Source organism: Alistipes sp. ZOR0009 (assembly GCF_000798815.1).
Classification (GTDB): domain Bacteria; phylum Bacteroidota; class Bacteroidia; order Bacteroidales; family ZOR0009; genus Acetobacteroides.
The window spans coordinates 62,670-83,468 of record NZ_JTLD01000042.1 but is presented as its reverse complement, the minus strand read 5'-3'; the positions used below and the strand labels follow the sequence as shown (position 1 = coordinate 83,468).

The 20,799-nt window shown below is 44.4% G+C and carries 17 protein-coding genes; 5 read left to right on the top strand and 12 right to left on the bottom strand.

Features of this window, described 5'->3' with window-relative positions:
- Window positions 1–489 precede the first annotated feature (489 nt).
- Window positions 490–1,590, bottom strand: a complete 1,101-nt coding sequence (locus tag L990_RS12585; RefSeq protein WP_047449850.1) for an acyltransferase family protein — start codon at window positions 1,588–1,590, stop codon at window positions 490–492.
- A 17-nt stretch (window positions 1,591–1,607) separates the two neighbouring features.
- Window positions 1,608–4,700, bottom strand: coding sequence for an ATP-binding cassette domain-containing protein (locus L990_RS12580; RefSeq protein WP_047449847.1), 3,093 nt, complete (start codon window positions 4,698–4,700; stop codon window positions 1,608–1,610).
- A gap of 151 nt (window positions 4,701–4,851) precedes the next feature.
- On the opposite strand from L990_RS12580, the gene mnmA reads away from it, so the two are divergent.
- The 4 genes from mnmA to L990_RS20015 all read left to right on the top strand — a co-directional run bounded on the left by mnmA (window position 4,852) and on the right by L990_RS20015 (window position 7,579).
- Window positions 4,852–5,901, top strand: a complete 1,050-nt coding sequence (gene mnmA, locus L990_RS12575; protein ID WP_047449844.1) for a tRNA 2-thiouridine(34) synthase MnmA — start codon at window positions 4,852–4,854, stop codon at window positions 5,899–5,901.
- Between the two features lie 126 nt (window positions 5,902–6,027).
- Complete coding sequence (locus L990_RS12570) at window positions 6,028–6,708, top strand: queuosine precursor transporter (protein ID WP_047449841.1); 681 nt, start codon at window positions 6,028–6,030, stop codon at window positions 6,706–6,708.
- A 27-nt stretch (window positions 6,709–6,735) separates the two neighbouring features.
- Window positions 6,736–7,221: a preQ(1) synthase gene (gene queF / locus L990_RS12565; RefSeq protein WP_047449839.1), complete on the top strand. Its 486-nt coding sequence runs from the start codon at window positions 6,736–6,738 to the stop codon at window positions 7,219–7,221.
- A gap of 58 nt (window positions 7,222–7,279) precedes the next feature.
- The gene (locus L990_RS20015; RefSeq protein WP_156121542.1) at window positions 7,280–7,579 is read left to right on the top strand and encodes a hypothetical protein; all 300 of its coding nucleotides are present in this window, start codon (window positions 7,280–7,282) and stop codon (window positions 7,577–7,579) included.
- A gap of 551 nt (window positions 7,580–8,130) precedes the next feature.
- On the opposite strand, the gene L990_RS12555 is transcribed toward L990_RS20015, so the two are convergent.
- The 7 genes from L990_RS12555 to gcvT all read right to left on the bottom strand — a co-directional run bounded on the left by L990_RS12555 (window position 8,131) and on the right by gcvT (window position 14,982).
- A complete protein-coding gene (locus L990_RS12555) occupies window positions 8,131–8,637 on the bottom strand; it encodes a metallophosphoesterase family protein (RefSeq protein ID WP_047449834.1) in 507 nt (168 codons plus the stop codon).
- Window positions 8,638–8,716: 79 nt separating this feature from the next.
- A complete protein-coding gene (locus L990_RS12550) occupies window positions 8,717–9,268 on the bottom strand; it encodes a hypothetical protein (RefSeq protein ID WP_047449832.1) in 552 nt (183 codons plus the stop codon).
- 152 nt (window positions 9,269–9,420) lie between these two features.
- On the bottom strand, window positions 9,421–10,662 hold the full coding sequence (locus L990_RS12545; protein WP_047449829.1) for a DUF1015 domain-containing protein: 1,242 nt from the start codon (window positions 10,660–10,662) through the stop codon (window positions 9,421–9,423).
- 66 nt (window positions 10,663–10,728) lie between these two features.
- A complete protein-coding gene (locus L990_RS12540; protein ID WP_047449826.1) occupies window positions 10,729–11,652 on the bottom strand; it encodes a 3-phosphoglycerate dehydrogenase in 924 nt (307 codons plus the stop codon).
- A gap of 81 nt (window positions 11,653–11,733) precedes the next feature.
- Entirely contained in the window at window positions 11,734–12,804 is a 1,071-nt protein-coding gene (gene serC / locus L990_RS12535) for a 3-phosphoserine/phosphohydroxythreonine transaminase (RefSeq protein ID WP_047449823.1), read from the bottom strand.
- A 240-nt stretch (window positions 12,805–13,044) separates the two neighbouring features.
- The gene (locus L990_RS12530; RefSeq protein WP_047449820.1) at window positions 13,045–13,821 is read right to left on the bottom strand and encodes an MBL fold metallo-hydrolase; all 777 of its coding nucleotides are present in this window, start codon (window positions 13,819–13,821) and stop codon (window positions 13,045–13,047) included.
- A 57-nt stretch (window positions 13,822–13,878) separates the two neighbouring features.
- Entirely contained in the window at window positions 13,879–14,982 is a 1,104-nt protein-coding gene (gene gcvT / locus L990_RS12525) for a glycine cleavage system aminomethyltransferase GcvT (RefSeq protein ID WP_047449817.1), read from the bottom strand.
- Between the two features lie 252 nt (window positions 14,983–15,234).
- Here gcvT and L990_RS12515 point away from each other — a divergent pair, with 252 nt between their 5' ends.
- Complete coding sequence (locus L990_RS12515) at window positions 15,235–16,782, top strand: SpoIIE family protein phosphatase (protein WP_047449811.1); 1,548 nt, start codon at window positions 15,235–15,237, stop codon at window positions 16,780–16,782.
- A 179-nt stretch (window positions 16,783–16,961) separates the two neighbouring features.
- Here L990_RS12515 and L990_RS12510 read toward each other — a convergent pair whose 3' ends face one another.
- The 3 genes from L990_RS12510 to L990_RS12500 all read right to left on the bottom strand — a co-directional run bounded on the left by L990_RS12510 (window position 16,962) and on the right by L990_RS12500 (window position 20,792).
- A complete protein-coding gene (locus L990_RS12510; RefSeq protein WP_156121540.1) occupies window positions 16,962–17,810 on the bottom strand; it encodes a DUF5694 domain-containing protein in 849 nt (282 codons plus the stop codon).
- 87 nt (window positions 17,811–17,897) lie between these two features.
- Window positions 17,898–18,587 carry a methyl-accepting chemotaxis protein gene (locus L990_RS12505; protein WP_047449808.1) on the bottom strand — a complete coding sequence of 230 codons (690 nt, stop codon included), beginning with the start codon at window positions 18,585–18,587 and terminating at the stop codon, window positions 17,898–17,900.
- Window positions 18,588–18,752: 165 nt separating this feature from the next.
- The gene (locus L990_RS12500; RefSeq protein ID WP_047449804.1) at window positions 18,753–20,792 is read right to left on the bottom strand and encodes a glycoside hydrolase family 65 protein; all 2,040 of its coding nucleotides are present in this window, start codon (window positions 20,790–20,792) and stop codon (window positions 18,753–18,755) included.
- Window positions 20,793–20,799: the final 7 nt, after the last annotated feature.

The window sequence follows — 20,799 nt, the reverse complement described above, 5'->3', positions numbered from 1 at the left end:
TCGGATTGCTGGTTTAGCCCGTAGGCCATCCCAACTCTTATTCCTAAATCTCTCTCTGCACTTCCTCAAAGAACCTTGTTAATTCCGCTCGACCATCTCAGTGTTGCGGGCTGCAAAGGTAAGTTATTTTTCGAACATTGCAAACACTATCTTAAAGTTTTAAACTTTTTATGATGCGAAATCAAATCTTTTCTATTAGAACAAACTGATTTACTTTGCGTTCGACGTTTAAAGAACCTCGGGACATTTCCCATTTGCGATGCAAAGATAAGCCCTTTTTATTCGATATTCCAAATATAAAACACAGGTTTCTTTCCTCTCCAAAGATGAATCTAGAAAATTCTTAAACTAGAAACCTATCCCTCACCTGTTTGCCTCAGCAAAAAAAATATGTTAACAACAGATTGCATCTACAATAAATTAAAAGTCGTCTTATTAACAAATAGCTAATTTACAGAACCATAACTTTGGCATACAAAAAAAAGGGAATTACTCCCCTTTCTTCTTTGATTTATGTAGAACAATACCTTTCAATAAAAATGAGCACATCTTTTGCTCTAAAAAATAGTAGCTAAACCAAGAAAACAGCAAAATCAGGGGCGTGAGCCAAAAAAAGTACCAAGGATTAACCATCAACATTCCAAGATTAAATGCTTTTAGCAGCTGAGGTAAAAGGATTAGGACTATTGGATGCACCAAATAAAGCGAGTAGGAAATATCTCCAATAAAGACAAAAGGTCTACTCAAGTTAAAAGGCCTTTGCTTGTTTCGCATCATTATTGCAAAAAATAAGCCACCAACAATTCCTAAATCACATATATATCCTCTAAAAAATAGTAACATCCCGAAGTAAATGGCCATAAAAAAGCCCAATAGAACCAGTATAACTACATTCCAAACTTTAACATCAGCAAACAAATACTTCGATTGATATAGTAATCCAACCCCAATGCCTACTAAGAAGTAAATAATTATTGGGTTTGTTATCAGACTTAAATATGCAACGGGATATCCATACCACTCAGATAAGGAAGTCATCACGTATCCGTTTGTAAAAATGGGAACAGCTACAACCAACAACAGGATAGCAGCAGATAAAACCTTCCATCTATGCTTACCGGCTAATATGCTTACACCGAGCAGCAGGTAAAAGAATATCTCGTAGTTTAACGACCATCCTACCTTAAGTGGCGGCATACCATAGGATGGACCAATATGGTTATCGTAAGTCGGAATAAAAAGAAGTCCTGATAGTAAACGATCGGAGAACTTCGTAAGGTATACAAGCAAATCGCCCTGCGCTATAATCAAGAAGAAAGTTAGCAAAAAGTATATGGGGATTATTCGAATGGCCCTTTTAAGGTAGAAATTACCAACAAAGCCGATACTTGGAGTGCTATTTTTGGTGGTAATAACCATTATAAAACCACTAATCATAAAAAAAATAGGAACACCTATAGATCCAGATCCAAAAAGATACTTGCCAACAGGAACACCGTCAAATACAAGAATCCCTTTCATGTGGAAAAAGCATACCAGCAACGCAGCAACTCCTCTGAGAAACTGCACAATTTCAATTTTACCTTTCATTAAAACAGGATTCCAATCTAACTTGTATGATACTTAGAGATACGTTTGGCCCTTTTGCGCGACTTAATGCTATCTACATAATTAATAATCTGCAGCAGCCACTTATTGTATAATGCAACAAAACCAAGAATGATCATAATCCAGATAATTGATACGTTATACCATAAAGTATCGATCTTAAATAGGCCCAACTTCTTTAGTGGAGCATAAAAATGGGCTCGTCCGCAATTACTTAGAGGATCCATATAACCCGGATCCTTTAATTGAACGATTTCGTTCTCCACAATTTTTGACTGTTGAACAGAGCTTGTATTCAAAACCAAATCGGACAATGCCTTATTCTCGTATTCGCTACGAAGGTCGACAATGTGCTGTGCAGAGCCATACTTATACAGCAAATCCTTATAAATGGAATCTTTCTTAGCGCTTATCACATCGTAGTAGCCCCAGAGATAATGCTGTAGGTCGGTTAAGTTGGCAATCCATGAGCGCGTAACCCTACGATTAACTTCGCGCAGCGCCACGTTGCTAAAATCAACCGGCTTTAGATGCCCTTCGTACTTCGCTTGCACCTTTGCATACTCCGTTTTTGCCAATTCCAGATGCGATTCCGTTTCCTCCGAAATGGCATTAATGGCAATATCGTGCTGCAGCTCGTTTATTTGAGAAATTAAGTTAGGAATATGAATGCTAGCATAGTAGCTGTTTTCACTCCTCTCCTTATCAACCTCATAAAAGTGCTTGGTAAACGCGTTATCCTTAAATTGGCTTACTGCGAGCGCCTCGTAGGCCCATCTGGAGATCATCGTGTCGCCAATTAGGGGCACATACTTTTCCGAAGCTATCGAGTAGTGCAGCTTCTTAAAGTCGACAATAACGCCGCTGAAAAGCAGCTGCGGAACCAGAAGCAGCGGCACGCTAACATATATGGCTACGGTAGACTTTAAGCTCGCAGACAAGTTAAGCCCAATCATATTGGCGCAAGCTGCCGCAGAGAATAGTATCAGCCAGTATATGAAGCTCATTCCTTTAATCTCTAAGATGTAGTTTCCCAGCAGCACAAAAACAAGCATCTGAATGGCTGATATCAAGAATACAACCGTTACCTTAGATGAGATGTAGCTTCCCCAGCTTAAATCTAGAAACTTTTCGCGCTGAAGAATTTTCTTGTCCTTTATAATTTCCTCGGCCGAGACTATCATTCCCAAAAATAGGGACGCAACCACGCACATAAAAAGGTAGGCGGGGATGTTGTCATTGGCGCTAAAAACATAGGTTTCTTCGGCCGTGTACTTGGTAAAGAAGCCTATTATGATGGCAAGTAGCGGAGCTTCGAGCGCAATCATTAGCAAGTACTGATGATCGCCTAGCTTAGATAGGATGCTGCGCGAAAAGAAGATCCGAAACTGCTTTATTCTATTTGGAATGTGAAAATTATTAATTGGGAGGTTAGCCTTTTCGGCATGGACAATAGATCGCAAGGTTGGCTGAATGTTTTTTAGGTATAGCTGATACCATTCGTTAGCCGAACGCTTACGGTTGCGCGTTAGCTTTCCCGATTCATTTACCACACGTGCCTCTACGATACGAAGTATAACCTCCGTATTCACGTTTCCGCAGGTCATGCACTCGCTCTCGTCGGCATTAAAGTAGTGGGCAGCCTTCCTAAAATATACAATCCCATCCATCGGATTGCCTTGGAAGATAATTCTTCCGCCCTGATCCATCACCAGCATCTTATCCAGCAGCTTAAATAAATCGGACGACGGTTGGTGAATATTTACAATAACAACCTTACCTTTTAGTATCTGTCGCTTCAGCAGAAGCATCACCTTCTCGGAATCTATGGATGATAGTCCGGATGTAGGTTCATCAACAAAAAGTACGGAAGGCTGTCGCATAAGCTCAAGGGCAATATTAAGGCGCTTGCGCTGCCCTCCGCTGATATACTTATTTAAAGGGCTACCAACCTTAAAGTTTCGCGCCTCGTCTAAATCAAAGTCAACAATTGTTTGGTCTACTACGTCGTTCAGCTCCTCCTCGGTGTAGTTGCGGAAGCACAGCTTGGCGTTGTAGTATAGGTTTTGGTATACGGTCAGCTCCTCTATCAGCAAGTCATCCTGAGGAACGTAGCCGATAACCCCTCGTATAACCTCCTTATCCTCGTGAATGTCAAATCCGTTTATAGATATCTTTCCGTCATCTAGAGGCAAGGTGCCGTTAAGTACATTTAGCAGGGTCGATTTTCCAACACCGCTTCCACCAACGATACCTACCAGCTGACCGGATTCGGCCTTAAAGCTGAAGGGATGAACCCCGTCGTTGCTTCCTTTAAAACGGTACGTTACGTTTGTTGCCACAAAGTGGATCTTACGAAGCACTTCGGCTTGAATAAACTTCCCGGCAATCCGGCTATAGTAAATAGGATCAACTTTGGGGTTGCGCACAACCGAACCGTATCCAAAAACATAGGCCCTGCCGGTTCTCATGCTGTGCCCATTCAGGAATAGGTTGGTATCCCCGAAGTTTTTGATCAGAAACGTATTAACGCTTGCTAAATGGATAAAGTAAACGCGCCCCTTAAGCTTGCTGTTAATATGATGCTTAAAGTAGGGATGGATAAAGTTGGTATCCGAATCAACAACCAAGACCTTATCAACCAACGGGATTTGCGACTCTTCGGTTGCCAGCACAAACTGCTGGGCATAGTCAAACTCTACCTGATCCACATTGAAGTGGTACGCTAAAATGCTTACAAACTGATGGTACACCTCGCACTTGAAGTTGGCATCGCCAATAAACTCCGTAAGCTGCAGCAACAACCAAACCTTTTGGTTTTGCTCGAACTCTAAGTTGATAAGCTTACAAAGATGGTGCGTGTAGTCGGTAAAGAGCGGATTCTCGGAAATCGGCGTATTATTTATCCGAGATTGATCCTCCAAGAACTCTTCGAATAGGGCGACGTAGTAGTCGGAATGCTCCTCTGAGAACTCCTTTTCCTCCAGAAATCTATGTACTACACTTTTTGCAATCTCCTTATCCCCACGATTATCGTAATAAATAATAGTGGCAAAGAACTGCATTAAAGCCCTAAATATGGAATCGTTCATTTATGCCAAAACCCATTGAAGCTACAAAATTAGTTTTTTGTTTGTCATTTCATAGATTTTAAGCTTACAAGAATATCCCAACAAGATTTATTCTTTACACTATTGAATCATAGCCCCGAAAGCCCTTAATTTGCAGCTAAAATAGTACCACATGGAAAAAGTTGTAGTAGGCATGAGCGGCGGAATAGACAGCACCTTAACAGTTCTTAAGCTGAAAGATAGAGGATTTGAGGTGATTGGCGTAACCCTGCTGATGTGGGACTCCCCCGCCTCCCAAAAGGCCATCGAAGATGCCCAGCTACAGGCCAAAACCATTGGAGTGGAGCACCATGTGGTATGCTGCCAGGCCGATTTTAAGAGCAAGGTGGTTAACCACTTTATCTCGTCGTACCTAAATGGCGAAACGCCAAGTCCGTGCGCCTGGTGCAACCCCCAAATTAAATGGAAGTATATTGCCGACTTTGCCGATAGCATAGGAGTACACCACATATCGAGCGGTCACTACATCGAGGTGGCCCAACACGACGGGCACCACTACGTTTGCAAAGGAATCGACCCGCAAAAGGATCAGTCCTACTACCTGTGGATGCTTCCAGAATCGATAGTTAGGCGCATGATACAGCCCCTGGGCAATACCACCAAAATACAGAACAAGACCGAAATGGTGGAGCGCAATTTTGAGGAGCTAATACCCAACCGCGAGAGCATGAGCGTATGCTTCCTCTCCGGAACCGACTACCGCCAGTTCCTTTTTGAGCATGCGCCCGATAAAATGAGCCAAGTAGCTGGCGGCGACGTACTCGACGAGCAGGGAGTAAAGATTGGAACGCACCAGGGCTTCCCTTTTTACACCATTGGGCAAAAGCGAGGGCTAACACTCGACGTTGAGCGCGAAGCGTACGTAAGCAAAATGGACCGTGCCACCAACTCCATAACCGTAGCACGGAAAAAAGATTTACTAACCCACGAATTTTTAGTAAAAGACCTGCACTTTATTAACCAAAACGAAATAACCCCATCTACCCGCCTCGAAGTTAAGGTGCGCGGCCTCGGATTAAACCCCGAAGGAGCTGGTAGCCTCCACTTTATGGGCGATATGGCTAAAGTAACCTTAGAGCAACCGGCATGGGCCATGTCGCCGGGACAACCCGTTGTATTTTACATTGATAATAGGCTGGTTGGCGGGGGCATATCCCTGTAGCGCAACCGTAAAAAGCACGAAAATAGCCCCTAGGGGCTTGACAATTGTGTCGGAATAGCTACCTTTGCGCCCAATTCTTTTATTTACAAACCGTGTTTATTGGCACCCACGTTAAAAATCAATCAAATGAAAAACAGTATATCACCTGTCTTTATGCTTTTTGGCATCCTATTTACGGCATGCCTACTTATTTCCAACATTTTAGCGATTAAAATTATCACCATTGGCTCTCTTGCAGTGCCAGCGGGAGTAATCATTTTCCCCATTTCGTACATTGTTAACGACGTAATCGTCGAAATTTGGGGTTACAAAAAAGCCCGATTCGTTATTTGGATTGGCTTTGCCATGATGATTCTTTCGAACGTGATGTACCAGCTGGCAATCGAAATTCCGGCTGCTCCATTCTGGACAAACCAGGACTCCTTTGCCACCATCCTTCAAAACTCGCCACGAATTGGCCTTGCCAGCGTACTTGCCTACCTTAGCGGTTCGTTTGCAAACGCCTTTATTATGAGCAAAATGAAGGTAATGAGCAAAGGGAAAAACTTTTCGCTACGCGCCATTCTATCTACCCTAGTAGGCGAAGGGCTAGACTCCATGGTGTTCATTTCGGTTGCCTTTATTGGGATAATCCCCGCAAAAGAGCTGCTTATGATGGTACTGGCTCAAACCTTTATCAAAACCGCCTACGAAATCGTTGTGCTACCGGTTACCATACTTGTTGTAAACAAGGTAAAAAAGGTGGAAAGCGAAACCGCCTTCGACAGCAACATTTCTTACAACCCATTTAAACTAAACGAAGTATAATTCGTTGATTCTTACAAATCTTTAATCATGAAAAGAGAGGAAGAGGGGCTAAAATCCTTAGGAAACCAAGGAACCCAATACAACTTCGACTACCGTCCGGATGTGCTAGAGACCTTCACCAACAAGCATCCAGAGAATGACTATTGGGTAAAATTCAACATACCAGAATTTACGAGCCTTTGCCCCATTACCGGGCAGCCTGACTTTGCAACCATATATATTAGCTACATTCCAGATATTAACATGGTTGAAAGTAAGAGCCTTAAGCTTTACATGTTTAGCTTCCGCAACCACGGCGACTACCATGAGGATTGCGTAAATATCATCATGAAGGACCTTATAAAACTTATGGACCCACGATATATTGAAGTTTGGGGCAAGTTTACACCTCGTGGTGGCATAAGCATAGACCCCTACTGCAACTATGGAAGGCCAAACACGAAATATGAAAAGCTGGCAGAGCAGCGCTTCATCTTTCACGACATGTATCCCGAAAAAATAGGAAGCCGATAGCAGTTGGGCTGGCAAGGGGGAAAATTCCCCCACCCTAGCTCGTTTGCTCGACCAAAATGTGGCGGCAGTCCAGCCGGTAAAGCTACAATCTCCGCATAGCAGCACCACATCTCCCTCAAAAACCAGCTTTCGGCAGCATATAAGCGTTTCGGGAATCGCTGCAAAATCCATTCTTCGCCGAAAGAGTAAAAAGGAAATACGCAGTTCCATCTTCGCTAAGCACCACTCCCATCCGTACTGCTACACCAAAGGACTTTGCGGCAAAAACCGCGTAACGATATTGGCCATCACGCGCACCAATCAACCGATACATTTTAGGGCTACAGGCAAAAGGCTACTTGACTACTATTTTGCCTAGCAATACGAATACAAAAGCTACTTCGACGATAAATTTTGCCCTACTGCCAAAAGCAGAGGCCACCTACCATGCGTAACTACCAGCCCATACAATTACAAAGGGAGCTTTTGCAGGTATTTTCGCCTCGCATACTTTTACAAAAAGCACTTTTCATAGCCAACTTGCCTAACCTCATAAAACAAGGCATACTTTTGCTACCTATTTTACCTTTTGTACAATTACAAAATGACATACTGTCGCAAGCTATTCAACTTGTACTTTTACATCACGCCCTTTTCATCCCCATTCGTCCTTTGTACATTTACAAAAGGACTTTTAGCAACAGCTAGTACCGCTTGTATTTTTACAAAAGGCACTTTTCGCTCAGCTTTATCCATTTGCGCTACAACTTTCTGACATATTGGCAATAAAAGTGCACCACATACACTTCGGCAACGCCGATTTGCTCTAAAAATAATGGAACCAACAGCGACTAGCGGCCATTTCGTTTGGCAAGTTGGCCAGCAGCTGCTGCGCAAGCAAAAAAAAGAGGAGCAACCTGCTCCCCGTACCTACTTAACGCCTACCTTTCGCTCCCATTCGGCCACCTCCACATCGGTAATGTTATCGCCATCAATCACAAACCTCAGCGCGGTTCTAACAACATGAAAGCCCGATATGCCGGCAGCCCCGGGGTTCATAAAAAGCAGGTTGTGCTTCTTATCGAATATCACCTTCAGAATGTGGGAATGCCCTGCAACGGCAATTTTTGGCCTCAGCTCCTCTATTTGCGACAAGAATAGCTTATCGTACTTGCCCGGGTAGCCGCCAATGTGGGCCATCAGCACCGAAACCTTATCCACCTCAAAAAATAGGTACGGTTTGGCAGCTAAACGCGTTGCCCCGCCATCTATGTTTCCGTAAACAGCCCGCAAAGTCCATCGCTTAGAAAGATTGTCGAGCAGCTCCACGTTTCCAATGTCTCCAGCATGCCAAAGCTCATCTACTCCATCAAAAAAAGCATCCAACTTTTCGTCCCAATACCCATGAGTGTCTGACACAAGCCCAATTCTGAACATAACTTTTTTAGAATTCTATTAAAAGGGGAAGATACAAAAAAGGAGAACAGCAAGTTCTCCCTTAAATATGTTGCGTAAGCTACTCCCGTACGGCCTGTAGCTCCAGCTCAATGCTCACCAGCATATCCTCGGCGGTTTGATAAACGATAGGAGGCAGCTCATATCCAAACGCGCTTATAAAATCGTTCGTTGTTTTTATTTTAAGGTAGATCTTGTTTCCACTAATCGAAACTTTCCTAACCGTTGCCTTATCCGTTAGGTTTCCCGAGTAGTACTTTTCTAAATCCCCATTTTTCATCTGAAAGGTTCCGGCATACATACTGGGCTGGTTCCCGTTTGGCTTAACAGCTGGATAGGTAATTTTAAAGCTGCTTAAGGAGTAAAACTCCCATCGCGAGCTGTTTAAGAGCAACAGCAATGCCTCTTCGAAAGCTTTCTGATCGAGATAGCGAGACTCCACAGCCGGTGCTGGGGAAACATTCTTAACAGCGAGCTCTCCCTCATTCAGCTTTACGTTTAGCTTTGTAACCTTTACCGTCCAACCTCCCTCTATGGAGTTGCTGATTTCAGGATCGGCAGAGCAACCAATAAGCAGCAGCGAAGAGAGTAAAAAAGCGCCCAACAGTTTCATAGCTTTAGTTTTTAAACTACTACAAATATATGCAAAAGATAATCGGGAGCTCAGCTAAATGTCAAGTTTAACAAACGCTTCATCCTAAAAGAATTAAAGCGGCGTAAAAGCATAAAAAAAGAGGGACTCTAAAGTCCCTCCTGCCTGATATGTTAGTCCAGCTTATGGATTACAAGTCCTGAACGAAGCTTTGGTTCGAACCAAGTTGTTTTGGGAGGCATAATATTGCCGGTATCGGAAATATTAATAAGCTGCTGCATGGTAACAGGATAAAGAGCAAACGCAGCTTTCATTTCGCCGCTATCAACACGCTTTTGAAGTTCGCCTAGTCCGCGGATACCGCCAACAAAGTCGATACGCTTGTCTGTTCTTAAATCTTTAATTCCTAAAACCTTGTCAAGAACTAGGTTCGAAAGAACGGTTACGTCTAGTACGCCAATCGGATCGTTGTCGTTGTAAGTACCAGGCTTAGCAGTTAGCGAGTACCACTTGCCATCGATATACATCGAGAAGTTGTGCAAGCTTTCTGGTTTGAAAATTTCTGTACCTTTTTCCGCTACCACGAAATCTTCTCCTAGCTTAGCAATAAACTCGGCGCTAGTAAGACCGTTAAGATCCTTAACAACGCGGTTGTAGTCAATAATCTTAAGCTGATTATCAGGGAAGATTACAGCAAGGAAGTAGTTGTACTCCTCTTCGCCTGTATGGTTTGGGTTGGCAGCCTTTTTCTCTCCACCAACTAGCGCAGCGGCAGCTGTTCTATGGTGTCCGTCGGCAACATATAGGGCAGGGATTTCTGCAAAGATCTCGGTGATGCGCTTATTTAGCTGCTCGTCTTCAACAACCCAGAATTTGTGGCCAAAACCATCGGCAGCAACAAAGTCGTATTCAGGAGCCGAAGCAGCAACAACCTTAGCTACAATTTCGTCGATTTCGTTAACTGCAGGATATGCAAAGAATACGGGCTCAACGTTAGCATTTTGGATACGAACGTGAATCATGCGATCCTCTTCCTTATCCTTACGGGTTAGCTCGTGCTTCTTGATTTTGCCTTCCATGTAATCTTCGAAGTGGCAAGCAGCAACTAATCCGTACTGGGTACGACCTTCCATCGTTTGTGCGTAGATGTAGTACTTTTCGGTAGAATCCTGCTTCAACCATCCGTTAGACTGCCACTTTTTGAAGTTTTCAACAGCCTTATCGTAAACTTCCTGAGAATGTTCGTCAGCAATCGGATCGAAATCGATCTCTGGCTTAATAATATGAAGAAGAGACTTCTCGCCAGCTTCTGCCTTTGCCTCCACTGAGTTTAGTACGTCGTAAGGACGTGATGCTACCTCGTGAGCAATATCTTTTGGTGGGCGTACGCCCTTAAAAGGTTTAATCTTAACCATGTTGATACACGTTTTTATGGAAAAGGGCGCTGTCGAAAAGAAGTATCTCCAACACCCTTATGGTTCTTACTTATTTACTTGGAAAGTTTTATCGCCATTGTTGATAAAGCCAACAATTTGACGAGCAGCAGCAAGCCCAGCGTTGATGTTTGCCTCAGCAGTCTCGGCACCCATCTTTTTAGGTGTAAAGAATACTCTGTCGGCGAACTTTTCTTTTAGCTCGGCAGCATTAGCAGGTTCGATGTCTGATAGGTACTTAAAGTCTGGACGAGACTCCATTATTTTTACCATACCTTCTTCGTCAATAACCTCCTTACGTGCAGTGTTTACAAGCACGCCACCCTTTGGCATTTTAGAAAGTAGATCGAAGTTGATCGATTTCTTTGTCTTATCGTTAGCTGGGATATGAAGCGATACGTAGTTGCAAGTTGAGTATAGCTCCTCAACAGATTGGCAAACCTTGATCCCCTCTTTTTCCATTGCCTCGGCAGTTACAAATGGATCAAATGCGTAAACATCCATGCCAAATCCCTTAGCAATTGTAGCTACATAGCGGCCAACGTTACCGTAAGCATGGATACCTAGCTTTTTACCGCGAAGTTCAGCACCAGTTCCAGCGTGGAAAGAGTTACGAGCCATGTAAACCATCATACCAAGAGCTAGCTCAGCAACTGCGTTAGAGTTTTGTCCAGGAGTGTTCATTGCAACAACCCCTTTTGCAGAGCAAGCCTCAAGGTCTAGGTTGTCGTAACCAGCACCAGCACGAACAACTATCTTAAGGTTTTTAGCAGCCTCAACAACGTTTTTGGTAACCTTATCGCTGCGAACGATAAGCGCATCAACGTCGGCAACTGCCTTTAAAAATTCTTCTTCCGAAGTATATTTTTCAAGAAGAGCAAACTCAAAGCCAGCTTCTTCTACGATCTTTTGGATACCTTCAACTGCAACTTTTGCAAAAGGTTTCTCTGTAGCAACCAATACTTTAGCCATAGCAATATCAGTTAAAAAACAACGATTTGGGTATAAAAAAGGTTGATTGCAGAACGCAACCAACCCTATTGTATATAAATACTAAGCGTTCATTTTTTCGAATTCGCGCATGCAGTCTACAAGAGCCTGAACGCTTTCGATTGGAAGCGCATTGTAGGTAGAAGCACGGAAACCACCAACTAGACGGTGTCCCTTCAAACCTTCCATACCTTTGCTCTTAGCAAACTCTAGGAATGCTGCTTCCTTATCCTTATACTGCTCGTTTAGCACAAAGCAAATGTTCATTAAAGAACGGCTTTCCTTTTCTGCTGTACCAACAAACATGGTGTTACGATCGATTTCATCGTAAAGAAGTTGAGCCTTCTTTTTGTTCAGCTCGTACATTTTTTCAACACCACCCATTTCCTTAACCCACTTAAGAGTTTCGTTAACGGCGTAAATAGCAAATACAGGAGGCGTATTGAACATAGAACCTTCCTTAATGTGCGTTCTATAGTCTAGCATAGTTGGGATGGCACGAGTAACCTTACCAAGAATATCTTCGCGAATAAGTACGAAGGTAACCCCTGCAGGTCCAAGGTTCTTTTGAGCACCACCGTAAATCATACCATACTTAGAAACGTCAACAGGACGGCTCATGATATCAGATGACATATCTGCAACTAGCGTTACAGGAGAGTCAATGTCATGATGTATTTCGGTACCGTAGATGGTGTTGTTGGTTGTAATGTGAACGTAGTCAAGATCCGATGGGATGTTGATGTTCTTTGGGAAATAGTTGAAGTTAGTGTCTGCAGATGAAGCAAGCACTTCTACTTCACCAAATAGCTTAGCCTCTTTTAGCGCTTTCTTTGCCCATACACCAGTTTCAATGTAACCCGCCTTCTTTTCAAGAAGGTTGAAAGGTACCATTGCGAACTGAAGGCTAGCTCCACCACCAAGGAATAGCACGTGATAGTTATCTGGTGCACCTAATAACTCCTTAAAATTCTTTTGAGCTTCTTCGATAATTGGCTCAAAGTACTTTGTACGGTGAGAAATCTCAATAAGAGATAGACCAATTCCATTCAAATCACGAACAGCATTAGCTGTATTTTCGATCACTTGAGGTGCTAGGATACATGGACCAGCACTAAAATTATGCTTTTTCATAACGTTTGTTAGTTAAATTCAACTGACTTTTGAGCTAGGTAAAAATGCAAAAAAAATATCAATAGCACAATTTTCAGACATTATGATATATAATATTTTTCAACAGCCAAAATTACACTTTAAAAGTAAATATCAAATAAATCGACCAAACTTTAATTAAAATACACCCACAGCCGTCAATTCGTACGATTTAGGAAACATAATATTTTCGTATTTATTTTTGTAGTCTTTACATTTTTTTCACAATTCGAACATTGGCGTTGGGTGATGCTGATACGCAACCTCCACATCAAGAGAAATACAGCGCGCATTCAGCTCTTGGAGCGTTGTGTTCAGAGCCATTTCGTAGGTGTTGCTATTTTTGCTCACATGGGCAAGATACACCTTCTTCAAGTTGGAATGGTAAAACTCGCCAATCATTCTGCACGAATCCTCGTTAGAAAGATGCCCATGGCTGCTGTTTATTCGTTGCTTAAGGGCGTAAGGATAGTCGCACGCTTGAAGCATGCCAAAATCGTAGTTCGATTCTAAAACAATAACGTCAGCATTGCGGAAAAAGGGAGCGATATCGGTTGTTACAGATCCCACATCGGTTGTCACAACAACCGTTTTGCCATTTACCCCTTCCAACCGAAAGCCAACAGTGCGCGCAGCATCGTGGTTTACATCAAAAGGAATAACGTGCACCTTGCCATCTATCCAAAAATCGCCGCTGATAAAGCGAAGATTGCCTTCGGCTATTTTGCCAAGCTGGCGTTGGGCAACTCGGTAGCTTTCGGGGGTTATGTAGATGGGGAGATTCAGCTTACGGGAGATGATTCCCACTCCTTTTATATGGTCTACGTGCTCGTGCGTAACCAAAAGAGCTTTTAAGCAGCTGGGAACAACCTCTATTTGAAGGAATCGCTCCATTAACGTTTTGCCACTAAACCCAGCATCAACCAGAATGGGCACGCCGGCCAAATCTATGTAGGTGGCATTCCCCTCACTCCCACTGCCTAAAATCGATATCTTCATAAAATTCAAAAAAAAGGCGCGAGCATAGCCCACGCCTTTACATATTTATAGGATTAATTACCCCTTGTAAAATGGCAGCTTGGCAACCTTTGCCTTGATGAGCTTTCCGCGAATGCTAAGATAGATCTCTGTGCCTACCTTTGCAAATCCTGGTTTAACGTAGCCCATACCAACGCCAATTTTAAGCATTGGAGACATTGTTCCTGAAGTTACCTCTCCGATTACGTTACCCTCGGCGTCGCAAATTTCGTAGTGCTGACGTGGAATACCACGATCAACCATTTCGAAACCTACCAGCTTACGGCTAACGCCTTCCTTCTTTTGCTGAAGAAGAAGCTCCTTATCAATAAAGTTCTTCTCATCGGTAAACTTTGTAATCCAGCCAAGGCCAGCCTCAATAGGAGAAGTGGTATCGTTGATATCATTTCCGTATAGGCAGAATCCCATTTCTAGACGCAAAGTATCGCGAGCACCAAGACCAATAGCCCTGATTCCTTCTTCCTTACCTGCTTCAAAAATGGCCTTCCAAAGCTTTTCGCCATCTTCATTTGCCACGTAAATTTCGCAGCCGCCCGAACCTGTATATCCGGTTGTAGATAGAATGGCATCCTTGATACCGGCAATGTTTACCTTACGGAAGGTATAGTATTCCATGTCGGTGATTTGCTCTTCGGTGATTTTTTGAACAACCTGCATTGCAAGGGGACCTTGAATGGCAAGCTGGCAAATCTCGTCAGAGGCGTTGTAGATCTCCTTACCAGGTGTAAATCCGAATCCCTTTCCTTGCTCAACAATCCAGCTCCAATCCTTATCGATATTGGCGGCGTTGATAACAAGAAGGTAGGTTTCTGCATCTACACGATAAACTAGAAGATCGTCTACAATTCCACCCTTACCATTAGGGAAGCAAGAGTACTGAACCTTGCCGTCAAAAAGAGCGGCAACATCATTAGAGGTAATATACTGTACGAAATCGAAAGCTTTAGGACCTTTAACCCAAACTTCACCCATGTGGCTTACGTCAAAAACGCCAACCTTTTCGCGAACAGTAACGTGCTCTTCATTGATACCAAAATACTCGATTGGCATGTTATACCCAGCAAAGGGAACCATACGAGCACCTAATTCTATGTGAAAATTAGTAAACGCTGTACTTTTCATAGCTTTTTATGCAGTTTTGAGTGTCGTGGCAAAGGTAATTCTTTTCATTGTTTAGCAAAGATTTTTTTGTTTTAACTACCAAAAACAAATAAATAGCAAATATTTTAAAAAGGAGTTGACTTTTTAACCCGAGTCGGCGTAATATTGCAAGAGTGGCAAAGCCAAAACGCGAAGGTTTACCGGTAGCGTTTTGAAGGCTACATGTTAGGCTGTTAAATATAATGAGGGAAAAAAGTGACATCTTCAATTAAAATGAGACCAAAGGTTCTCTTAGTAGATAGCAATTACGAGCAACTAAAAGCCCTTGAGAACCTTCTCGAACCAATTCAATGCGACATATACAAGGCATCAACCGGGATGGATGCCTTCGAAATTGCGCTCAAGTACAGCATCGACCTGTTCATTTCGGAAGTATTTCTGCCGCTACTTGATGGAGCAACACTGGTTAAGGAAGTTCGAAAGCTACACTACGGGAAAGATTCCATCTTCATATTTCTCACCAACGCCATTAACGAGGATAGCGTCGTCAAATGTATTGACGATGGCGCTGACGACGTTGTCATAAAGCCAATCAACGATGCCATCTTTAAAACAAAGATCAAAGGCCTGCTAAACCGCATCGCCGAGAACCATGCCGCCCAAAAAAGCATTGTACAAAAGAACCTGAACGCCGATATTGGAGAGATTCTGTACTGCAAGGCCCCCAACGCCAGAGCAAAGATTAGCAACACGCACCTATCTATAAACAACGTCTCCAACTTTTGCGAGCTAAAGGAGGTATTTGACAGCCGAAGCATCTGGATGGTATTTATTGACAGTACGGCGACATGGGCTACCAGCTCTATCCATAAGATAATCCATCAAATTGGGGTTAACACGCCAATATGGCTGCTGGCATCGAGAACAACCACCGAAAAAATGCAGGCGCAGTTTATCGAATCGGGCGGATTTGGGATCATCCAAAAGCATAGAAACCAGCAAATAATTACAAGCCAAATTAACGCCCTTGTAAATAGGGAAATCAACCTCAAAAATCAGTACGTTAACTCCATTAAGCAGGCGGTACAATCCTCACCCGTGCACTTTGCCTCGGAGTACGAGGAGTCGTTCTCCGATTTCGACCTAAAAATTAAGTACGAGCCCTTTACCAAACCAGCGGGCGGCGACTTTTACGAAATAGTTAAGCTTAACAACAACCATACGCTCATACTTTTGGGCGATGTTATGGGCAAACGCTGGGGAGCCTGGTTTTTTGCCAACGCCTACCTGGCCTACATAAGGGCAAGCCTCAAGGTCTTTCCCGCGCAGCGCCAATTCGAGATTGGAAACAACCTAGGCCTGCTGGTTAGCGAAATCAACCAGTTCCTATATAAGGACATCCAGCTTTCGGACGCCTTTACCACCCTAATTGCGCTGCTCATAATCCCCGAGAAAAAGATTGCGCGCATATCGGCCGCTGGCGCAATCTACCCAATCCTACATAAAAGCAGCGAAAAGAAGAACTCCGTAATCCCCGTAACGGGCAAGATACTGGGCATTGTGGAAAACGAGAAGTACACCTCGGTTGACGTATCCTACAGCGCAGGCGATAAGATTATGCTCTTTACCGACGGCTACACCGAGGCTTACGACACCGTAAAAGACAGGTTTGTTGGCATCGAGAAGATATCGGCAACGCTAGAAATGCCGCTTAACAGGGGGATAACCAGCATGAAAAAGTTTGAGCAGGCAATTGTTAGCAACAACAGCATAGAGGCGTTTAACGACGACCGCACCATGATGCTCATAGACTTTAAGTAGGCCAGCCCGGCATACCTTATTATAAGGCAAACCGCATCAACCGATGCCGCAAACGCGCGTACCCCTTAAACGAAGCCAACCAGCACGGCATCGAAGCACCCCGCCAACCATGCACACCAACAAAAAGGGGCGTAAAACCTACGCCCCTACAAAACATCCGCTTTCGTACAATATGCTAGCTACCTTTTCAGGTTTTTAGCCTTTCTCAAGTAAGGGTAAGACGATACCAGCTCAAATTCGCGCGAGGCGTCGATGAATGGGTTGAGTAGATTTAGATGGCCAGAGCCAAATATCACCAAAATTCGATCCTTCGACGTGTGCGGAACTCGCTGGATGTTGCGGTATATTCGAAGATTTCGGTTAAACCACCTCCCCGTTTCAAAATCAACGCCCATAAAATCGCCGGGTTGCTCCTCGTAGCTAAACGGGCCCTGAAGGTATCCCCCCAAGTCGCGCTTAACTCTATCCGGATCGTTTGCCTTCAAAAATGCATCGACAATGCTACTCACACGCCCCTCTTCCGGCTCGTCTCGGTACAACGAATCGTTGATATATTCGTAGTACTTCCAAAAACGAGCCTCCCTTACGCTATCGGCAAGCATCTGCTCCAAGCTCGCAAATCGATTTCCAAAGTCGTCGACGCAATGCACCTTTGCCAGGCCTCTATCCTTTGCAATCCGAAACCCCAGCTGGTAAATCTCATTCTTCTTCAACATAAAACGCCCCTGCGCATACTCGGTATACAACGAATCGATTCGGCGCTGGTGCTTTGGCTCGCACTCAACAACCACAATGGTTGGCTTAAACTCCTCAATAGCCCTTGCAATAGCCACGATCTCCGACTGGAAAGGCTCGTCTAAAACCGATATCTTATCCTTATCGCTCACCTTTTTATAATCCAAGTTGGGATAGTCGAAATGAAATACCCCCAAAGTCATCACCTTCGTCTTCTCCTTTTTTATACTTGCCTGAGCGAATAGGCCTACAGACAACAGCATGCACAACGCAAACGACACTGCCAATTTCATATCTTTAACCTGTTATTTGAAGGTATGACGAAACAGATGGCCATTTGTTACACCCCGAAGCAACATTACCACCAACGGCCATGCCTCTTAAACAAGCAGGATTAGCTGAAGCGTAAAGGGGAATGATGATGGCGGAAGGCACCTGCAGCAAGAGGTAAAAAGAGCTGCGGATAGCGTAACCGGAGTAAAATTTATATCGAAAAAGGATGATAGGCGTACAAGCAAAGGAAACCATTGTACAAAAAACCTTGAGCGGCATGTAACCAAATACGGCAGCATTTCATCCGATTTCGGCAGTGCTGCAGCTTGCATTGTTGCTCTTGCAGCTCCCTTCGATAGACTTGCAATTGACTTCGACAGCTTTGCAACGAGCTTCGACACGATTGCAATCGCCTTCGACACTGACACAATTGCAGTCGACACTCTTTCAACCGACTTCGACACTGCCACAATTACAGTCGACGCTCTTTCAATTGACTTCGACACTCTCGCAATTGAGTTCGGCACTGCCACAATTGCAGTCGGCACGCTTTCAATCGACTTCGACACTGCCACAATTGCAGTCGACGCTCTTTCAATTGACTTCGACGCTTCTGCAATCGACTTCAACGGCTTTGCAATCAACTTCGACGCTTCTGCAATTGACTTAGGTGGTTTTGCAATTGATATCGTCATCCATAAAAGCATTACCCTAAACTTCTGGACTACTCTACCTGCAGCGCCATCTAGTAAAGCAGCGTAGCCTGCCAATCCATAATCGATATCGTCCCCAGCCAACAATGCTTAGAACAAATATGCAAAACCACAATTGGTATCATACAGCATGAAATAAAGGCAGCTGTTAATGCAACTTCAAAACCTCCCAAAATATTGTATTGGCTGTAGCCATGTAAAAAAAATGGCTGCCCAAACAGGCAGCCATACATATTTTGAAAATCGAATCTACTTGGCCGTTTTGGTATAGGTCTTCTTATCGAGCCCTACGCCTTTAATGGTAAGCGACTTCCATCCCTTAGGGAGTACGCTACCTACCTGTACAATTCCTTTGGGGGTAATTTCTAACCCGCCAAAACCCATCATAACGGCCTGTAACGCGCCACCGGCGCCTGTTACAAAGTAGGGATTATCGCCCCCCTTTGTTTCGGCGATTACGTTAAAAGGCGGAAGCAGGTTTGGCTTGTAGGCATCGTGAAAGAAATGCTGCGCCTTGTCGGCATTGCCAATTCGGCTGTAAAGCAGCGCAAAAATGGCCTGCGTCATGGCGGGCGTATTGCGCTCTGGCACTCTAACCTCGTAGTACTCCAAATCCTTTTTTATCTGTGCGGCATCAGTAACCTCGCTCAACGGATAGGCAAGCAGGTTTACATCGGCCTGCTTTATCTTCTCGCCGTTGTAGGTGGCGTGCTCGCGAATCACACCGTCGGCAAAACGCTCAATAACCAAGTTGTTGGCCATATTTTCCCAGGTGGTATTCACCTTTAACCCTAGCAGCTTGGCAGCAGCGTTAGCATTCCTAAAGTTGGCCTTAGCGGCTGCGTTAGTAAATGCATTATTATCCACATTTTCGGCCCATTCGTCGGCGGCAACCACGTTCTTTATGTCGAACTTACCATCCGCGCGTCTATCAACACGGCTTGCCCAAAATTCGGCGGTGGCCGAAAGGATAGGCCATCCCTTTGTTTTAAGCCACTCCATGTCCTGCGTAACGCAGAAGTAGTTCCAGGCAGCCAAGGCCACACATGCGGTAACATGATGCTCGAACGGTCCGGTTAAAGCCCATACCGGAGTTTGCTCAAAGCCCGAGTCGGAACTCTCCCAAGGATACTTTGCACCCTTATACCCGTGCTCGAAGGCATTTTTCTTAGCTGCATCGAGCATATTAAAGCGGTAATCGATCATCGACTTTGCCAATTCGGGTTGGAGTACCAGCAACGCCGGAAATACCCATACGTCGGCATCCCAAAAGATGTGCCCGTTGTAGCCAAGGCCCGACAATCCCATTGGAGACATCGATAGCGCCGACCCCTCGCGAACAAACGAGTAGGCATGGTAAAGCATGCTATGAATATCCTGCTGCACCTGCGCATCGCCCTCGACGGTAATATCGGATTCCCAAAGCTTTTCCCATGCAAGAGCGTGCCTCTTTAGCAGGCGCTCGCGCCCCTCGAGGCTAGCGAAAATGGTCAGACGCTCAACCTCGTTGTACGGATCGGGATGGTAGGCCGAAGAGATGGTAGACCCTACCAACGAAAACGTATAGGGCACCCCCGCCTTCAGCGGCTTGCTAAAGCGCATTTGATGCGAGTTGGTGTTGGGCGTATCGTGAGAGATATTAGGTTCTTCGCCCCTTTTTTCGGGGAAAAGAAAGCTGGAGCATGCGCCAATGGTTAGCTTTCCGGTAGGGCTCTTTGCGGTAGAGGTCATAAGCCCAATGCCCACATGCTTACGGTTTATCTCGTTAAAATAGTACTTGCTGCTATTAAGCCCATCTGGTGTCTCCGTAACGTTCACGGCCGTGATGGTAACATCCTTCAACGGTTCCACGGTAACGTCGAGCATTACCGAAAAAGGCAGCTGGCGTAGCGCCAAGTACGAGTAGGTAACCCTTGCAAGATCTTTAAACTGAAAAGAAGACTTTAGCACGGCGCCCTTCATGTCTAGCTCCTGCACAAAATTGCTGATGTTGGCGCTAGTAACCGTAGAACCATCAATCACCAACCGCATGTTAAGCATGTTGAAGCCATTCAAAAAGTTATCAACCCGTCCTCTTCCGTAAAGATCGTAGGTGCCTGCCAGTATAATATTAGAAGCCTTTAGAGGTTCGGGAGATGATACGACCCCAACCATCCCGTTGGCAACCGTACCCCCGTAGTAGCTGCCCTTATCGATGTTCGAGGCCTTTACTTTCCACGGGTCTTGCGCGTGCAATCCTCCCGAAAATAAAAATAATCCAACTAGTGAAGCCAGCAATTTGCGACTCATTTCCGAC

Excerpts from the sequence above, each read along its gene's own strand:
- L990_RS12585 (WP_047449850.1), bottom strand. The coding sequence starts at position 1,590 with ATGAAAGGTAAAATTGAAATTGTGCAGTTTCTCAGAGGAGTTGCTGCG.
- serC (WP_047449823.1), bottom strand. The coding sequence starts at position 12,804 with ATGAAAAAGCATAATTTTAGTGCTGGTCCATGTATCCTAGCACCTCAA.
- L990_RS12530 (WP_047449820.1), bottom strand. The coding sequence starts at position 13,821 with ATGAAGATATCGATTTTAGGCAGTGGGAGTGAGGGGAATGCCACCTAC.
- gcvT (WP_047449817.1), bottom strand. The coding sequence starts at position 14,982 with ATGAAAAGTACAGCGTTTACTAATTTTCACATAGAATTAGGTGCTCGT.
- queF (WP_047449839.1), top strand. The coding sequence starts at position 6,736 with ATGAAAAGAGAGGAAGAGGGGCTAAAATCCTTAGGAAACCAAGGAACC.
- L990_RS12510 (WP_156121540.1), bottom strand. The coding sequence starts at position 17,810 with ATGAAATTGGCAGTGTCGTTTGCGTTGTGCATGCTGTTGTCTGTAGGC.
- L990_RS12570 (WP_047449841.1), top strand. The coding sequence starts at position 6,028 with ATGAAAAACAGTATATCACCTGTCTTTATGCTTTTTGGCATCCTATTT.
- L990_RS12515 (WP_047449811.1), top strand. The coding sequence starts at position 15,235 with ATGAGACCAAAGGTTCTCTTAGTAGATAGCAATTACGAGCAACTAAAA.
- L990_RS12500 (WP_047449804.1), bottom strand. The coding sequence starts at position 20,792 with ATGAGTCGCAAATTGCTGGCTTCACTAGTTGGATTATTTTTATTTTCG.
- mnmA (WP_047449844.1), top strand. The coding sequence starts at position 4,852 with ATGGAAAAAGTTGTAGTAGGCATGAGCGGCGGAATAGACAGCACCTTA.
- L990_RS12550 (WP_047449832.1), bottom strand. The coding sequence starts at position 9,268 with ATGAAACTGTTGGGCGCTTTTTTACTCTCTTCGCTGCTGCTTATTGGT.
- L990_RS12545 (WP_047449829.1), bottom strand. The coding sequence starts at position 10,662 with ATGGTTAAGATTAAACCTTTTAAGGGCGTACGCCCACCAAAAGATATT.
- L990_RS12540 (WP_047449826.1), bottom strand. The coding sequence starts at position 11,652 with ATGGCTAAAGTATTGGTTGCTACAGAGAAACCTTTTGCAAAAGTTGCA.
- L990_RS12555 (WP_047449834.1), bottom strand. The coding sequence starts at position 8,637 with ATGTTCAGAATTGGGCTTGTGTCAGACACTCATGGGTATTGGGACGAA.
- L990_RS12580 (WP_047449847.1), bottom strand. The coding sequence starts at position 4,700 with ATGAACGATTCCATATTTAGGGCTTTAATGCAGTTCTTTGCCACTATT.